The following is a 16,106-nucleotide window of genomic DNA, read 5'->3' as shown; positions in this document are numbered from 1 at the left end:
GCTAAGGTTCGGCCCTAGCTTTTGTATTTTTCCAAGGAAGCCTTTATGCCGGACGCGACGTCCCTCAGTGCTGGTTTTATGGTGGTTCACGGCAACCGCCTGGACGAGTTGCGCAGCCTGGTGGTCAGCTGGATGCGGCGTTACCCGCTGGCTCCCTTGGAAAACGAAATTGCCTTGGTACAGAGCAACGGCATCGCCCAATGGCTGAAGCTGGCATTGGCGGAAGACCCCGAAGATGACGACATGGGCGGCTGCGGAATCGCCGCAGCCATCGACGTGCAGTTACCGGGGAGCTTCATGTGGCAGCTCTATCGCATGGTGCTCGGACGTGACGAAATCCCGGTCAAATCCCTGCTCGATAAAGCGCCCTTGACCTGGCGTCTGATGCGCCTGCTTCCCCAGTTGATCAATCAACCGCACTTCGAACCGCTGCAGCGCTTCCTTACCCATGACACCGATTTACGCAAACGCTATCAGTTGGCCGAGCGGCTGGCGGATTTGTTTGACCAATACCAGGTGTATAGGGCCGACTGGCTTGAAGACTGGGCGGAAGGTCGTCATCAATTACGCAATGGCAGAGGCGAAACCAAACCGCTGACCCCGGCTAACTGCTGGCAGGCAGAGTTGTGGCGCGCGCTGTTGCTGGATGTGGGTGAACAGGGCATGGCGCAAAGCCGAGCCGGCGTCCATCAACGGTTTATCGAGCGCATCAACAGCCTCGACGTAGCCCCCAGCGGATTGCCTTCACGGGTGATCGTTTTCGGGATTTCTTCACTGCCCGCTCAAGCCCTGGAAGCACTTGCGGGACTGGCCCGGTTCAGCCAGGTTCTGCTTTGCGTACATAACCCGTGTCGTCACCATTGGGCAGACATCGTCGCCGATAAAGACCTGTTGCGGCATCAGTACAAGCGTCAGGCTCGCAAGAGCGGAATGCCGGTTGTGCTCGACCCACAAACCCTTCATCAGCATGCCCATCCGCTACTGGCGGCATGGGGCAAGCAGGGGCGGGACTACATCAATCTGCTCGACAGCTATGACGATCCCAACAGCTATCGCTCGGCATTCCGGGATGGTCGTATCGATCTGTTCAGCGATAGCCAGCCGCAGAACATGCTCAATCAATTGCAGGACGACATTCTTGAATTGCGCCCCTTGAACGAGACTCGCGAGCGCTGGCCGGCCATCGATCCGGCGAACGACGAGTCGATCCGTTTTCACATCGCCCATAGTGCCCAGCGCGAAGTGGAGATTCTCCACGACCAGTTGCTCGCACGCTTCAGTGCTGATCCGGACTTAAGGCCTCGCGATGTGATCGTGATGGTCCCTGACATCGACAGCTACGCACCCCATATTCGTGCGGTGTTTGCTCAGCTTGAACGCCACGACCCGCGTTTCATTCCCTTCACGCTCGCAGATCAAGGCCAACGTGGCCGTGATCCGCTACTGATTGCTATCGAGCATCTGCTCAAACTGCCCGACAGCCGTTTCCCTGTGAGCGAGATCCTCGATCTGCTGGACGTTCCTGCACTACGCACTCGCTTCGGTGTAGAGGAACGCGATCTGCCGACCCTGCACCGGTGGATCGAAGGTGCAGGCATCCGCTGGGGCATGAATGCGGAGCAGCGCGCGGGTCTCGGTCTGCCGCAGGAGCTGGAGCAAAACAGTTGGCGTTTCGGCCTGCGACGGATGCTGCTCGGCTATGCCGTGGGCAGTGCCAGTGCCTGTGAAGGTATTGAACCGTACGACGAGATCGGTGGTCTGGATGCCGCGCTCATTGGGCCTTTGGTCGCGCTACTGGATGCATTGGAGATTGCCCACCAGGAACTCTCGCAACCCGCAGCTCCCAAACAATGGGGCTTTCGGTTGCATGCACTGGTTCAGCTGTTCTTCCAGGCCAGTAACGAGCATGACGACTACGTGTTGGCCCAACTCGAAGAGCTGCGTGAAACCTGGCTTGAGACCTGCGAGTCAGTTGGCTTGCATGATGAACTGCCGTTGACCGTGGTCCGTGAAGCCTGGCTCGCCGGCCTTGACCAGGGCCGTTTGTCCCAGCGTTTTCTGGCCGGTGCTGTTAACTTCTGCACCTTGATGCCCATGCGAGCGATCCCGTTCAAACTGGTCTGCCTGCTGGGCATGAATGACGGGGACTACCCGCGCGCGCAGCCGCCACTGGACTTCGACCTCATGGGCAGTGATTACCGTCCTGGCGATCGCTCCCGACGAGAAGATGACCGCTATCTGCTGTTGGAAGCACTGTTGTCGGCGCGTGACCAACTCTATATCAGTTGGGTCGGCCGCAGCATTCGCGATAACAGTGAGCGCCCCGCGTCAGTACTGATTGGCCAATTACGAGATCACCTGGCCAGCGGTTGGCGATTGCATCATGTCGACGAAGATCTGCTTGAGGCCATCACTCAGGAACATCCACTGCAACCTTTCAGCGCCCGCTACTTCCATGAAGGCGATGACCTGTTCAGCTACGCGAATGAGTGGCAGGTACTTCATCACCCCCTTGCGCTAGCGTCTGATATCGAGGTCCTTGATCCCTACGTTCAGGAGGAGCCGCTGAGTCTCGGTCAATTGCAGGACTTCTTGCGTAATCCTGTGCGACATTTCTTCAGTCAGCGACTGAAGGTGTACTTCGAAGCGGCTGAAGTGCCCTTGGCTGATGAAGAGCCATTTGTACTCGACGCGTTGCAACGTTACAGCCTCAGCGACAGCTTGCTCGAAGCGGCGCGGGGACATCTGGATAGCACCGACCAAGTACTGGAAGCACAGGCAAAACGTCTGCAAAACAGTGGGCTCCTGCCCATGGCCGGATTCGGCGAATGCCTTCAGCGAGAGTTGATCGAACCGTTGCCGGATCTGCTGCAGCGTTACCAGCAGCTTTTGGCGTTATGGCCAACGCCGCTTACCAACGCTTTGCCAGTGAATCTGCAGTTGCGGGGGTTGCGCCTGGAAGGTTGGCTCAGCGGCCTGCATCAACGTGCGGACGGTGGTTTGCTGTCGGTCACTACAATCCCCAACAGCATCGGCTCGATCAAGTCTCGCAAATGGCATCGGCTGACACGGCCATGGGTCAATCATCTGGTTGCTTGCGCCAGCGGTATGGCGATGACCACGGCGTTGGTGGCCAGTGACGACAGTCTGCTGCTCGGTCCGATAGAGGAGGATGCAGCCTTGCGGATTCTGGGTGACCTGTTAATGGCTTGGCAAACGGGCATGCGCCAACCACTGCCGATTGCAGTGAAGACCGGCTTCGCATGGCTTGGTCAAACTGATCCGGTCAAAGCCCAAGCCGCAGCCCGCAAGGCTTATGAGGGCGATGGACTGACCACCGACGGCGAGCGTCGCGAAAGCGCGGCCCTCGCACGGCAGTTCGCCGACTACGACACGCTTACCGCAGACGAAACGTTCCCGGATTGGTGCAACGCATTGTATCGGCCGCTGCTTGAAGCGCCTTGGCGTTCATTGAACAGCGAGGAGGCGAGCTGATGACCACTAAACCTCTGGCCTTGGCATTTCCCCTGCGCGGCAGCCAACTGATCGAGGCAAGCGCCGGGACCGGCAAGACCTTCACCATTTCCGCGCTTTATCTGCGGTTGGTTCTAGGCCACGGCGCAGAGTCGAGTGGCTTCGGACGTGAACTGTTGCCGCCGCAAATCCTCGTTGTGACGTTCACCGATGCCGCGACTAAAGAATTGCGCGAACGTATCCGCACACGTCTAGCTGAAGCTGCGCGTTTTTTTCGCGATGAAACACCGGCGCCCGATAGCCTTATCGCGGAGCTTCGTGAAGAGTATCTACCCGAGCAGTGGTCCGGGTGCGCAAACCGCCTGGACATCGCCGCGCAGTGGATGGACGAGGCGGCCGTTTCGACTATCCACAGTTGGTGCCAGCGCATGTTGCGCGAGCACGCGTTCGACAGTGGCAGCCTGTTTACACAGACCCTTGAAACCGATCACAGCGACTTGCTGGGCGAGGTCCTGCGCGACTACTGGCGGCGGTTCTGTTACCCGATGCAAGGGGATGCGCTGAACTGGGTGCGCGGCAATTGGGGCGGTCCGGCGGCATTGCTGCCGCGATTACGTGGTTTGTTCGCCAGTGAGCGAGACAGTGTTGAAGGTAAAGAGCCTGCCGAACTGATCACGGAGTGTCTGCAAGAGCGGCGTGCTGCCTTGCTCGAACTCAAGATGCCCTGGCGCCAGTGGGCGGACGAATTGCTTGCCATCTGCCATCAGGGTGTCGCGAGCAAGAGTGTCGACGGTCGAAAAATGCAGGCGCGCTATTTCGAGCCCTGGTTCGAAAAGATCAGGGCCTGGGCTGAAGACGAATCCGTTGAGCAATTGGATATCGGCACCGGATTCACGCGCCTGACTCCCGAGGGTATGGCTGAAGCCTGGAAGGGCGAAGTACCCCGTCATCCGGGACTGGATGCCATGCCCGGCCTCAAGATCAGTCTCGATGGATTGCCGGCTCCTGATGCCGTCGTGTTGCAGCACGCGGCCCAGTGGGTCGGTACACGGTTCGAGGAAGAAAAGCGTCGCCGCGCGGAAATGGGCTTTGATGACATGTTGCTGCGGCTCGACGCCGCCCTCCAGTCCGATGGCGGTGAGCGCCTGGCAACCTTGATCCGCGAGCAGTTCCCGGTGGCGTTGATCGACGAGTTCCAGGACACCGACCCAGTGCAGTACCGGATCTTCGAGAGCATCTATCGCATCGAAGACAACAATCCCGAATGCGGTCTGTTCCTGATCGGCGATCCGAAGCAAGCGATCTACGCTTTCCGTGGTGCCGACATCTATACCTACCTGCGCGCTCGCCAGGCCACCGCTGGCCGTCTGCATACCCTGGGCACCAATTTCCGTTCAAGTCATGGCATGGTCGGTGCCGTGAACCATGTGTTCGAGCGTGCCGAGTCTCGCGAGACCGGGCGCGGCGCCTTCCTGTTTCGTGAAAAGAATGGCGAGAACCCGGTACCGTTCCTGCCCGTCGAATCCCAGGGACGCAAAGAAGTTCTACACATCGACGGTCAGGTTGTGCCCGCCCTGAAACTTTGGCATTTGTCCGCCGAGCAGCCATTGTCCGGCGCGGTTTATCGACAACAACTGGCCGCCACTTGCGCCAGTGAAATCACCGCTTTGCTCAACGGCGGGCAACAAGGTCGCGCGGGCTTCATACAAGACGGCAAGGACTTCAGAGGGTTGCTGCCAGCGGACATCGCGATCCTGGTGCGCGACGGCAAAGAGGCTCAAGCCGTGCGCGGTGAACTCTCCGCTCGTGGCGTGCGCAGCGTCTATCTGTCGGACAAGGACTCGGTGTTTGCCGCCCAGGAGGCCCACGATCTGCTGACCTGGCTCAAGGCCTGCGCCGAGCCGGATGTCGAGCGTCCACTGCGAGCCGCGTTGGCCTGCATCACGCTGAACCTGTCACTGGCTGAACTGGAACGGCTCAATCAGGACGAACTGGCCTGGGAAGCACGGGTCATGCAGTTCCGCGGTTATCGCGAGCTCTGGCGCAAGCAGGGCGTGTTGCCCATGCTGCGGCGGTTGCTGCATGACTTCCAGTTGCCTCAGACATTGATCACGCGCAGTGACGGCGAGCGGGTGCTGACCAATTTGCTGCACCTGTCCGAGTTGCTGCAACAGGCGGCTGCCGAACTCGATGGTGAGCAAGCGCTGATCCGTCATTTGTCCGAGCATCTGGCGTTGTCCGGTCAGGCCGGCGAAGAGCAGATCTTGCGTCTGGAGAGCGACGAACAACTGGTCAAGGTCGTGACCATTCACAAGTCCAAGGGGCTTGAATATCCCTTGGTGTTCCTGCCGTTCATTTGCTCGGCGAAACCGGTGGATGGCAGCCGCCTGCCGTTGCATTACCACGATGCCTCGGGCAAGTCACAAGTGACCTTGAAGCCGACGGCCGAGTTGATTGTTCAGGCGGATGATGAGCGTCTTGCCGAGGATTTACGCTTGCTTTACGTGGCCCTGACCCGGGCGCAACACGCCTGCTGGCTTGGAGTGACTGATCTCAAGCGCGGCAATAACAACAGCTCGGTGCTGCATCTTTCTGCATTGGGCTATCTACTGGGGGGCGGTGCACCATTGGCCGACTCGGCAGGTTTGAAGCGTTGGCTGGAAGACCTGCAGCAGGACTGTCCTGCGCTGAGCTACGGTGAAATGCCTGAAGCGACCGTCGAGCACTACCATCCGCCGCACAACGATGCGACGTTGCTTGCTCCGCTGATCCCCAAACGCAAGGCCAGCGAGAACTGGTGGATCGCCTCCTACAGCGCCTTGCGCATTGGCGACAGCATGAGCGTGGGCACCGATGAAGCGCCGGAGAGTCCGCAAGCGCAAAAGCTCTTCGACGACGAACGCCTCGATCCGCAAGCACCACGAGAAGTAGTGGCCGGAGGCGCTGATATCCATCGATTCCCTCGTGGTCCGAACCCCGGCACCTTTCTCCATGGTTTGCTCGAATGGGCCGGCGACGAAGGTTTCGCCGCCACCCCGCAAGCGGTGGAAGACGCTATTGCCCGTCGCTGCAACCGCCGTGGCTGGGAGGGCTGGATAACCACCCTGAACGACTGGCTGCAGCACCTGCTCGAGTCCCCGCTGCATATCGGCGGCGGGCAGGCCCCCGTGGTCTTTGAGCAACTGACCCAGTACCGGGTCGAGATGGAGTTCTGGTTCGCCAGCCACAAGGTCGATGTGCTCAAGCTCGATGAGCTGGTGCGCCAATACACCCACAACGGCGTCGCCCGGGTGGCTGCCGAGCCGGTGTTGCTCAATGGCATGTTCAAAGGCTTCATCGACCTGACGTTCGAGCACGACGGCCGCTACTACGTCGCCGACTACAAATCCAACTGGCTGGGTGTCGATGACGCGGCCTACACCGAGCAGGCCATGGAGCAGTCGATTCTCGACAACCGTTACGACCTGCAATACGTGCTGTACCTGTTGGCTCTGCATCGCCAGCTCAAGGCGCGACTTGTCGATTACGATTACGACCGGCATGTCGGTGGTGCGCTGTACCTGTTCCTGCGCGGTACGCACGCATCTAGCCAAGGCGTGTATTTCGCCCGTCCTCCACGGGAGTTGATCGAGCGTCTGGACCGGCTGTTCCAGGGTAAGCCAGAACCCAAGGCCGAACCCGCCTGGGAACAGGGAGTTTTGCTATGAGTCGCACCTTTGCTGATTTGCTGCCCACTCCGTTGACAGCCGAAAGCCTGGCCGATCTGGCGCCGTTGAGTCGCGCCGATGATTTGCTGCTATTGCTGACACGCTGGGTTGAGCGCGGCTGGCTGCGAGCGCTGGACAAAGCCTTCGTTGCTTTTCTTCATGAACTGGCTCCCAGCGATGATCCGCTGGTGCTGCTGGCCGCTGCGTTGGCCAGTCATCAATTGGGTCACGGTCATGTGTGCCTGGATTTATTCGAGACGCTCAAGGAGCCGGACTTCGCCCTGTCGCTGCCACCGGAAGGCGATCTGCAAAGTGGCGCGATGTTGCTGCCGTCGCAATTGCTTGAGGCGCTGGACGGTGCCCATTGGTGCAAGGTCCTGGCCTCCAGCAGTCTGGTCGCATTGGCGGCCGACGGCCGTGAGGCGGCGCAGCATCGGCCATTGGTGTTATCGGGCAAACGTCTGTACCTGCGTCGCTACTGGGCTTACGAACGGCGTATCGACAGCTCGCTGCGCCAACGCCTGGCGGAACACGAAACCACACCGGATGATTTGCCCCAACGCCTCAGCCGTTTGTTCGGCCAAGCAAAGCCTGGCGAAGTGATCGACTGGCAGAAACTCGCCTGTGCCCTCGCTACCCGCAGCGCCTTCAGCATCATCACCGGCGGCCCGGGGACCGGCAAGACGACGACGGTCGTGCGTTTGCTGGCGTTGCTCCAGGCGCCGGCGGTCGAGGCGGGCAAGCCGTTGCGCATCCGTCTTGCGGCACCCACCGGCAAGGCTGCAGCCCGACTGACGGAGTCCATCAGTCAGCAGGTCAGGACCCTGGAAATCGTTGAAGGCGTACGGGTGAAGATCCCGTCAGACGTCACCACCGTTCACCGTTTGCTCGGCAGTCGCCCCGGTACTCGACACTTCCGTCACCACGCCGGTAATCGCTTGCCACTGGATGTACTGGTGGTGGACGAAGCCTCGATGATCGATCTGGAAATGATGGCCAATCTGCTCGATGCGATGCCGGCCCATGCCCGCCTGGTGCTGCTCGGAGACAAGGATCAACTGGCATCGGTGGAGGCCGGCGCCGTTCTAGGCGACCTGTGCCGCGACGCCGAGGCCGGTTGGTACAGCCCACAGACTCGCCTGTGGCTGCAAGCGGTCAGTGGTGAAAGCCTGGATGCCAGCGGTTTGCAGGAAGACACCCAAGGGGCACATCCCCTGGCCCAGCAGGTTGTGATGCTGCGTCATTCACGCCGGTTCGGCGAGGGCAGCGGCATCGGCCAACTGGCTCGTTGGGTTAACCAGCAGCAACCCGAAGAAGCTCGAAAGTTGTTGGCGGCTCGAAGTCACGACGATGTGTTTTCCCTGTCCCTCAAGGGGGAGCAGGACCGGGCGTTGGAACGCTTGCTGCTTGAGGGCCATGGCGATGGACCGCAGGGTTATCGGCATTACCTGACTCTCTTGCGCAGCCTGCGACCACCGCTCGACAACACGCTGAATGATCCCTGCTGGACCGATTGGGCTCGGCAGGTGTTGCAAGCTTTCGACGCCTTCCAATTGCTATGCGCCGTACGCAAAGGGCCGTGGGGCGTGGAAGGTTTGAATCAACGCGTGACCGCGGCGCTGCTCAAGGCTCGGCTGATCGACAACGACCAGCAGTGGTACGAAGGTCGGCCGGTGCTGATGACCCGCAACGATTATGGTCTGGGTTTGATGAACGGCGACATCGGCATTGCGCTCAAGCTCCCGGAACGTGATGGGCCGGAAGCAGGGAAGCAGGTGTTGCGTGTGGCGTTCCCGCGCAATGATGGTCAGGGCGGCGTACGGTTTGTTCTGCCGAGCCGGCTCAATGATGTCGAAACCGTGTACGCGATGACGGTGCACAAATCCCAGGGCTCGGAATTTGCCCACACGGCATTGATTCTGCCGGATGCCCTGAACCCTGTACTCACCAAGGAACTGATCTATACCGGGATTACCCGGGCGAAAAACTGGTTCACCCTGATCGAGCCTCGTCCCGGTGTATTCGAAGAGGCGGTGCGGCGCAAGGTCAAGCGTTTGAGCGGGTTGATGCTGGAATTGGAGGAGGGTGTTGAATCATGCTGAGCGCCGACTAATCGGCGAACAGCGTCTCCCGACTTTCTCCCATCAACAGACCCTGATTCTGCTCAGTGACCGCGCGGATGTAGTCCCACAACAATGTGATCCGCTTGAGCTTGCGCAGGTCCTCGCGGCAGTACATCCAGAACTGGCGGGTGATGTTGATCTCTTCCGGCAACACCGGCAGTAACCGTGGATCCTGGGCCGCCAGGAAGCACGGCAAAATCGCCAGCGACCGGCCTTGCTGCGCGGCCACGAATTGCGCGATCACACTGGTGCTGCGCAAATTGGCACTGGCGCCGGGCAACACATTTGCCAGGTACAACAGCTCCGAGCTGAACGCCAGATCGTCGACGTAGCTGATGAATGAATGCTTGCCCAAGTCTGCCGGGCGGCGGATCGGTGGGTGCTTGTCCAGATAGTCCTGAGTCGCGTAGAGCTGTAATTTGTAGTCACAGAGTTTGCAGCAGACGTACGGGCCATGCTCCGGGCGCTCCAAGGCAATGACGATGTCGGCCTCGCGCTTGGACAGGCTGATGAAGTGCGGCAGCGGCAGGATGTCCACGGATATCGCCGGGTAGGCATCGACGAAATGGCTCAGCTGCGGAGTGATGAAAAAGCTGCCGAAGCCTTCGGTGCAACCCATTCGCACATGCCCGGATAACGCGACGCCGGACCCCGAAACCTGTTCGCAGGCCATGTGCAGCGTGCTTTCAATCGACTCGGCGTAACCGAGCAACCGCTGGCCTTCGGCGGTCAGGACAAAACCGCTGGTCCGGGATTTCTCGAACAGCAGTGTGCCCAATGCCGCTTCCAGCGAGCTGATGCGCCGCGACACGGTGGTGTAGTCGACCGCCAGGCGCTTGGCCGCGGTGCTGGCCTTGCGGGTGCGGGCGACTTCGAGGAAAAACTTGAGGTCATCCCAGTTCAACGAGCCTAACGACGTGATGTTTTTTTGCATGATGGACCGGCTTTTATGTGCGTTCTTATTAGAAGTTTGCACATCTATACTCCAAAAACAGTCCGACAACCAATTCGCGACACACGCCTCATCTCAAGGCGACTTATCCGCCTTGGCTCCCTGCATAACAACAAGTCCAGGAGACCAGCATGAACGCATCGCTCACGCCCAACGAAACCACTGTCCAAACGGTAAAGCTGTTGATCGACGGCGAGTGGGTCGAGTCCCAGACCACCGAGTGGCACGACATCGTCAACCCGGCGACCCAGCAAGTGCTGGCGAAAGTACCGTTCGCCACCGCGCAGGAAGTCGATGCCGCAATCAGCGCCGCCCATCGCGCCTTCCAGACCTGGAAGCTGACGCCGATCGGCGCGCGGATGCGCATCATGCTCAAGCTCCAGGCGTTGATCCGCGAACACTCCAAGCGTATCGCCGTGGTGCTCAGCAATGAGCAAGGCAAAACCATCGCCGACGCTGAAGGCGATATCTTCCGCGGCCTGGAAGTGGTCGAACACGCCTGTTCCATCGGCAGCCTGCAAATGGGTGAATTCGCCGAGAACGTCGCTGGCGGCGTCGATACCTACACCCTGCGTCAGCCCATCGGCGTCTGCGCCGGCATCACCCCGTTCAACTTCCCGGCAATGATTCCGCTGTGGATGTTCCCGATGGCCATCGCCTGCGGAAACACCTTCGTGCTCAAGCCGTCCGAACAGGACCCGATGTCGACCATGCTGCTGGTGGAACTGGCGATCGAGGCCGGCGTTCCAGCGGGCGTGCTTAACGTCGTTCATGGCGGCAAGGATGTGGTGGACGCGCTTTGCACACATAAAGACATCAAGGCTGTTTCCTTTGTCGGTTCGACCGCCGTCGGCACTCACGTCTACGACCTGGCCGGCAAACACGGCAAACGCGTGCAATCGATGATGGGTGCGAAGAACCATGCCGTGGTGCTGCCGGATGCCAATCGCGTACAAGCGCTCAATGCGCTGGTGGGTGCTGGTTTCGGTGCCGCCGGGCAACGCTGCATGGCCACGTCCGTGGTGGTGCTGGTGGGCGCGGCCAAGCAATGGCTGCCTGACCTGAAAGCACTGGCACAGAAACTCACAGTGAATGCCGGCAGCGAGCCGGGCACTGATGTGGGGCCGGTGATTTCCAAACGGGCCAAGGCACGGATTCTCGATCTGATCGAAAGCGGCATCAAGGAAGGCGCCAAGCTTGAGCTGGATGGTCGCGACGTGACCGTTCCAGGCTTCGAAAAAGGCAACTTTGTCGGCCCGACCCTGTTCTCCGGCGTGACGCCCGAGATGCAGATCTACACCCAGGAAATCTTCGGTCCGGTGCTGGTCGTGCTGGAAGTCGACACCCTCGATGAAGCCATTGCACTGGTCAACGCCAACCCGTTCGGCAACGGCACGGGGCTGTTCACTCAAAGCGGGGCGGCGGCGCGTAAATTCCAGACGGAAATCGATGTCGGCCAGGTCGGCATCAACATCCCGATTCCAGTGCCGGTTCCGTTCTTCAGCTTCACCGGTTCGCGCGGGTCCAAACTCGGCGACCTCGGTCCGTATGGCAAGCAAGTGGTGCAGTTCTACACTCAGACCAAGACTGTCACCAGTCGCTGGTTCGATGACGACAGCGTCAACGACGGTGTGAACACCACCATCAACTTGCGTTAAGGAGCCGGACATGAAAATCGCTTTTATCGGTCTCGGCAACATGGGCGCGCCGATGGCGCGCAACCTGATCAAGGCTGGTCATGCACTGAGGCTGGTCGACCTGAACAAAACCGTTCTGGCAGAGCTGGAGCAACTCGGCGGCAGCATCAGCGCTTCGGCCCGTGAAGCCGCGCAAGGTGCAGAGCTGGTGATCACCATGCTGCCAGCCGCTGTGCATGTGCGCAGCGTATGGTTGGGTGAAGACGGCGTGCTGGCGGGTATCGCCAAGGGTGTACCGGCAGTGGATTGCAGCACCATCGATCCGCAGACGGCGCGTGATGTTGCGGCGGCGGCAGCCAAGCAAGGCGTGGCCATGGCGGATGCGCCGGTCTCTGGCGGTACTGGTGGTGCAACTGCCGGGACCCTGACCTTTATGGTCGGCGCCACCCCTGAACTGTTCGCCACCCTGCAACCGGTGCTGGCGCAGATGGGCCGCAACATCGTCCATTGCGGCGAAGTCGGTACCGGGCAAATCGCCAAGATCTGCAACAACCTGCTGCTGGCGATCTCCATGGTCGGTGTCAGTGAAGCCATGGCGCTGGGTGATGCTCTCGGCATCGACACAACGGTGCTGGCGGGAATCATCAACAGTTCCACCGGGCGTTGCTGGAGTTCGGAGATGTACAACCCGTGGCCCGGCATCGTCGAAACAGCGCCGGCCTCGCGTGGCTATACCGGTGGTTTCGGTGCCGAACTAATGCTCAAGGATCTGGGGCTGGCCACTGAAGCGGCGCGTCAGGCCCACCAACCGGTGGTGCTCGGCGCGGTGGCCCAGCAGTTGTATCAGGCGATGAGTCAGCGTGGGGAAGGAGGGAAGGACTTCTCGGCGATCATCAACAGCTATCGCAAACCCCAATAAGGGGTTTTCCGGGAACCCGCGTCGGGCGGGTTCCCGGTTTTTTGCATCAGGCAAACACGAAATACTTGCGCACGGTTTCAACCACTTCCCACGTGCCTTTCATCCCCGGCTCAATGACGAAAATATCACCGGCGCGCAGATGGATCGGCTCCTTTCCTTCTGGGGTGATGATGCAGTACCCCTCGCGGAAATCGCAGTATTCCCACTTCACATATTCCACATACCACTTGCCTGGTGTGCAGATCCAGGTGCCCATGATCTTGCTGCCGTCTTCGCTGGTATAGGCGTTGAGGTTGACGGTGTGCGGGTCGCCTTCGAGTTTTTCCCATTTGCAGGCATCAAGCACCGGCAGTGGGTGGGTATCGCGAAGAACGGTAATAGGTGCGGTCATGTCGACTCCGGGCAGTGAACTAGAGAACTGAAGTCGCACCCTATAGCGCCCGTCCACCGGTCAGTTGTCTGTGCTCGACATCGAAGTATCCAGAAACGCGCAGAACCAAAACCTAAAGGGTCAAGGCGTGCAGCAAGGCCTTGGCGTAACCGGGCAGCGCCGTAAAGTCTCGGGCACAGAGCAGGAGTTTGCGTTGGGCCCAGGTTTCTTGCAGGGCGAGGCTCTTGAAGGATTGTTCACCGCGCCAGCGCTCAACCGCCGCTAGGGGCACGATCGCTAGCCCCGCGCCCCGGGCAACCATGCGCATCACACCATCAAAACCGTCGGCGCGGATGCGGATCTGCAGGCGTACACCTGCGTGCAGTGCCTGTTCTTCGAGGTACACGGCCAAGGCGCTGTTGGCGTTCAGACCGACATAGTCGTGGTGCAAGGTGTCGTTGAAGCTTAACGATTCGATGTCGGCCAAAGGATGGTCGCGGGGTAGGATCAGTACCAGCGGATCGTCGCAAAAAGCGCGGGTCTGTAGGCCATCGGTGTCCACGGCGTCGGACACGATACCCAGGTCGGCCGCACCTTGGCGCAAGGCGTGGGTGATGCGTGCACTGGGCCGTTCTTGCAGGTCGATGTCGAGATTGGGGTGCTCGCGCAGAAAGTCCGCAAGCAACTCCGGCAGGTATTCGGTGATCGCTGTGGTGTTGCACAAAAGTCGCACCTGACCTTTGACGCCGTTGGCGTATTCGGCCAGATCCTGTTGCATGCGTTCGGACTGTTGCAGCAGGACACGGGCGTGTTGCGCCAAGGCTTTGCCGGCAGATGTGGGCGTGACGCCGCGGCGACCGCGGTCCAGGAATTCGAGACCCAACGAAGCCTCCATGGCGCGGATGCGCGCACTCGCTGCCGCCAGGGACAAATGGCTGCGAGCCGCGCCGGCGGTGATGTTGCCGCTGTCGAGGATGTTCAAATAGAGGCGCAGGTCGGTCAGGTCGAAGTGCATCGTCAGCCCCAGGATGTTTGTTGTCTGGGCGGACGCCTTCGCGGGCAAGCCCGCTCCCACAGTTGAATGCATCGAACACAAATCTGGTGTCCGCCATAGATCCCTGTGGGAGCGGGCTTGCCCGCGAAGGCGTCAGCGGCCGCAGCGAAATTTCTAGCCTCTGTCAAAGCAAGAGGCTGCCTCAGTATATGGCAGATTTTCAAGTGGCCGATCCGGGCTCACGATAGCCCCATGAATACACTCGCCGCGTTCTATCAAAACCTCGGTCTGGCCCTTTCATTTATGGTCATCGGTACTTTTCTGCTGGCCGGCATGATCAAGGGTGTAATCGGCCTCGGGCTGCCGACTATCGCGATGGGTTTGCTCGGTCTGGCTATGGCTCCGTCGCAGGCTGCTGCGCTACTGATCATCCCCGCGACGCTCACCAATGTCTGGCAACTGGCATTCGGCGGGCATTTGCGAGGCTTGATTAAACGGTTGTGGCCGATGTCGCTGGCGATTTTCATCGGCACCGGGGCCGGCACGTTGTGGATCGGCATGGCCGGTGGTCATTGGGTCGTGCGGGGATTGGGCGCTGCGCTGTTGCTCTATGCGTTGAGCGGCTTGTTCATGCCGACCTTGCGTGTTGGCAGTCACACCGAACGTTGGCTGGGTCCGCTTTGCGGCGCGTTGACGGGCGTCATCACCTCGGCCACCGGCGTTTTCGTGATTCCGGCAGTGCCTTATCTTCAAGCGCTGGGCTTGAGCAAAGATGAACTGGTGCAGGCACTGGGTCTGTCGTTCACCGTCTCGACCCTGGCCTTGGCCGCCGGCCTGTTATGGCGCGGTGCGCTGGGCGGAGGCGAGTTAAGTGCGTCGTTGCTGGCGCTGATCCCGGCGGTGCTCGGCATGTTGCTGGGGCAATGGCTGCGCCAGCGGATCAGCGCCGTGCTGTTCAAGCGCGTGTTCTTCATCGGCCTCGGCGTGCTTGGCGGCCACTTGCTGATCAGCGGGTAGCGGACGACGGGCTGAGCATGTCGATGGCGCGGATATCGAAATCCCGTTCCAGGTACTCCATGCGCATGTCGCGGAACTGCCTCATGTGCGGCAGGTTCGAGTGCACATCGAGGTGAGCCTGGGACTGCCAGATCTCGTAGAAGATAAACAGCGTCGGGTCCTGTTTGTCTCGCAGCATGTGGTACTCGATGCACCCGGGTTCGGCGCGGCTCGCTTGCACATAACCGCTGAAAAAGGCTTCGAAGGCGTCGGATTTTTCCGGGAGGGTCTTCGCGTGCAGGATGAAGCCTTGCATTTCACTCATCATCGATGAGGGTTACGACTTCGCCGAAGAAGTCGCCAAATTTCTTTGGGCCGACGTGATCATTTATCAGATGCCCGGCTGGTGGATGGGCGCGCCCTGGACCGTGAAAAAGTACATTGACGAAGTCTTCACCGAAGGCCATGGCAGCCTCTACGCCAGCGACGGCCGCACCCGTTCCGACGCCTCGCAAAAGTATGGCAGCGGCGGCCTGTTGCACTGTAAGCAGTACATGCTTTCGCTGACCTGGAACGCCCCGCAGCAAGCCTTCGACGACCCGAGCGACTTCTTCGAAGCCCAAGGCGTGGACGCGGTGTACTTCCCGTTTCACAAGGCTAGCGAATTCCTCGGCATGACCGGCTTGCCGACCTTCCTGGCGGTCGATGTGATGAAACGCCCGAATAACGAAGACGACGTGGCGCGCTATGAACAGCATTTGACTGAGGTATTCGGTCTGCCAGCATAGGTTTTCCGGCTAGTATCCGTCGCAACGGCGGGAAAGATCGCAGCCTGCGGCAGCTCCTACATATTGCGTACACTCGGTGGTTCTGTGTGACGCAATCCTTGTAGGAGCTGCCGAAGGCTGCGATCTTGGCGATTGATGCCTCGCTG

At 60.1% G+C, this 16,106-nt stretch carries 10 protein-coding genes and 1 pseudogene; 7 read left to right on the top strand and 4 right to left on the bottom strand.

Annotation, left to right across the window (positions count from 1 at the left end):
* Nucleotides 1-45: 45 nt before the first annotated feature.
* Genes recC through recD form a run of 3 tightly spaced genes read left to right on the top strand, consistent with a single transcriptional unit; the run spans nucleotide 46 to nucleotide 9,283 of the window.
* Nucleotides 46-3,495, top strand: a complete 3,450-nt coding sequence (gene recC / locus ACYZTX_RS26870; protein WP_462036560.1) for an exodeoxyribonuclease V subunit gamma — start codon at nucleotides 46-48, stop codon at nucleotides 3,493-3,495.
* Complete coding sequence (gene recB / locus ACYZTX_RS26865) at nucleotides 3,495-7,181, top strand: exodeoxyribonuclease V subunit beta (RefSeq protein ID WP_462036559.1); 3,687 nt, start codon at nucleotides 3,495-3,497, stop codon at nucleotides 7,179-7,181. The genes recC and recB overlap by 1 nt, the downstream gene beginning before the upstream one ends.
* Complete coding sequence (gene recD, locus ACYZTX_RS26860) at nucleotides 7,178-9,283, top strand: exodeoxyribonuclease V subunit alpha (protein ID WP_462036558.1); 2,106 nt, start codon at nucleotides 7,178-7,180, stop codon at nucleotides 9,281-9,283. Before recB ends, recD begins: the two co-directional genes overlap by 4 nt.
* A gap of 7 nt (nucleotides 9,284-9,290) precedes the next feature.
* Here recD and ACYZTX_RS26855 read toward each other — a convergent pair whose 3' ends face one another.
* Nucleotides 9,291-10,238 carry a LysR family transcriptional regulator gene (locus tag ACYZTX_RS26855; RefSeq protein WP_150658678.1) on the bottom strand — a complete coding sequence of 316 codons (948 nt, stop codon included), beginning with the start codon at nucleotides 10,236-10,238 and terminating at the stop codon, nucleotides 9,291-9,293.
* Nucleotides 10,239-10,387: 149 nt separating this feature from the next.
* Between ACYZTX_RS26855 and ACYZTX_RS26850 the strand changes: the two genes are divergently transcribed.
* Nucleotides 10,388-11,914: a CoA-acylating methylmalonate-semialdehyde dehydrogenase gene (locus ACYZTX_RS26850; protein WP_461976772.1), complete on the top strand. Its 1,527-nt coding sequence runs from the start codon at nucleotides 10,388-10,390 to the stop codon at nucleotides 11,912-11,914.
* Nucleotides 11,915-11,924: 10 nt separating this feature from the next.
* Entirely contained in the window at nucleotides 11,925-12,812 is an 888-nt protein-coding gene (gene mmsB / locus ACYZTX_RS26845; protein WP_462036557.1) for a 3-hydroxyisobutyrate dehydrogenase, read from the top strand.
* A gap of 46 nt (nucleotides 12,813-12,858) precedes the next feature.
* Here the strand turns inward: mmsB and ACYZTX_RS26840 are convergent, their stop codons facing one another.
* Both ACYZTX_RS26840 and ACYZTX_RS26835 read right to left on the bottom strand, forming a co-directional pair.
* Nucleotides 12,859-13,203: a cupin domain-containing protein gene (locus ACYZTX_RS26840; RefSeq protein WP_007946320.1), complete on the bottom strand. Its 345-nt coding sequence runs from the start codon at nucleotides 13,201-13,203 to the stop codon at nucleotides 12,859-12,861.
* Nucleotides 13,204-13,315: 112 nt separating this feature from the next.
* Nucleotides 13,316-14,197 carry a LysR family transcriptional regulator gene (locus ACYZTX_RS26835; protein WP_462037118.1) on the bottom strand — a complete coding sequence of 294 codons (882 nt, stop codon included), beginning with the start codon at nucleotides 14,195-14,197 and terminating at the stop codon, nucleotides 13,316-13,318.
* A 231-nt stretch (nucleotides 14,198-14,428) separates the two neighbouring features.
* Here ACYZTX_RS26835 and ACYZTX_RS26830 point away from each other — a divergent pair, with 231 nt between their 5' ends.
* A complete protein-coding gene (locus ACYZTX_RS26830) occupies nucleotides 14,429-15,193 on the top strand; it encodes a sulfite exporter TauE/SafE family protein (protein ID WP_462036556.1) in 765 nt (254 codons plus the stop codon).
* Here ACYZTX_RS26830 and ACYZTX_RS26825 read toward each other — a convergent pair.
* On the bottom strand, nucleotides 15,183-15,497 hold the full coding sequence (locus tag ACYZTX_RS26825) for a putative quinol monooxygenase (protein WP_462036555.1): 315 nt from the start codon (nucleotides 15,495-15,497) through the stop codon (nucleotides 15,183-15,185). The genes ACYZTX_RS26830 and ACYZTX_RS26825 overlap by 11 nt on opposite strands.
* Nucleotide 15,498: 1 nt before the next feature.
* On the opposite strand from ACYZTX_RS26825, the pseudogene ACYZTX_RS26820 reads away from it, so the two are divergent.
* Nucleotides 15,499-15,960, top strand: a pseudogene (locus ACYZTX_RS26820) (NAD(P)H-dependent oxidoreductase); the annotation flags it as partial.
* Between the last annotated feature and the right edge of the window lie 146 nt (nucleotides 15,961-16,106).

The sequence above is a fragment of the Pseudomonas sp. MDT1-17 genome (assembly GCF_054898105.1).
Note: the sequence above shows the minus strand (reverse complement) of the source record. Positions and strands in the feature narration are given on the sequence as shown.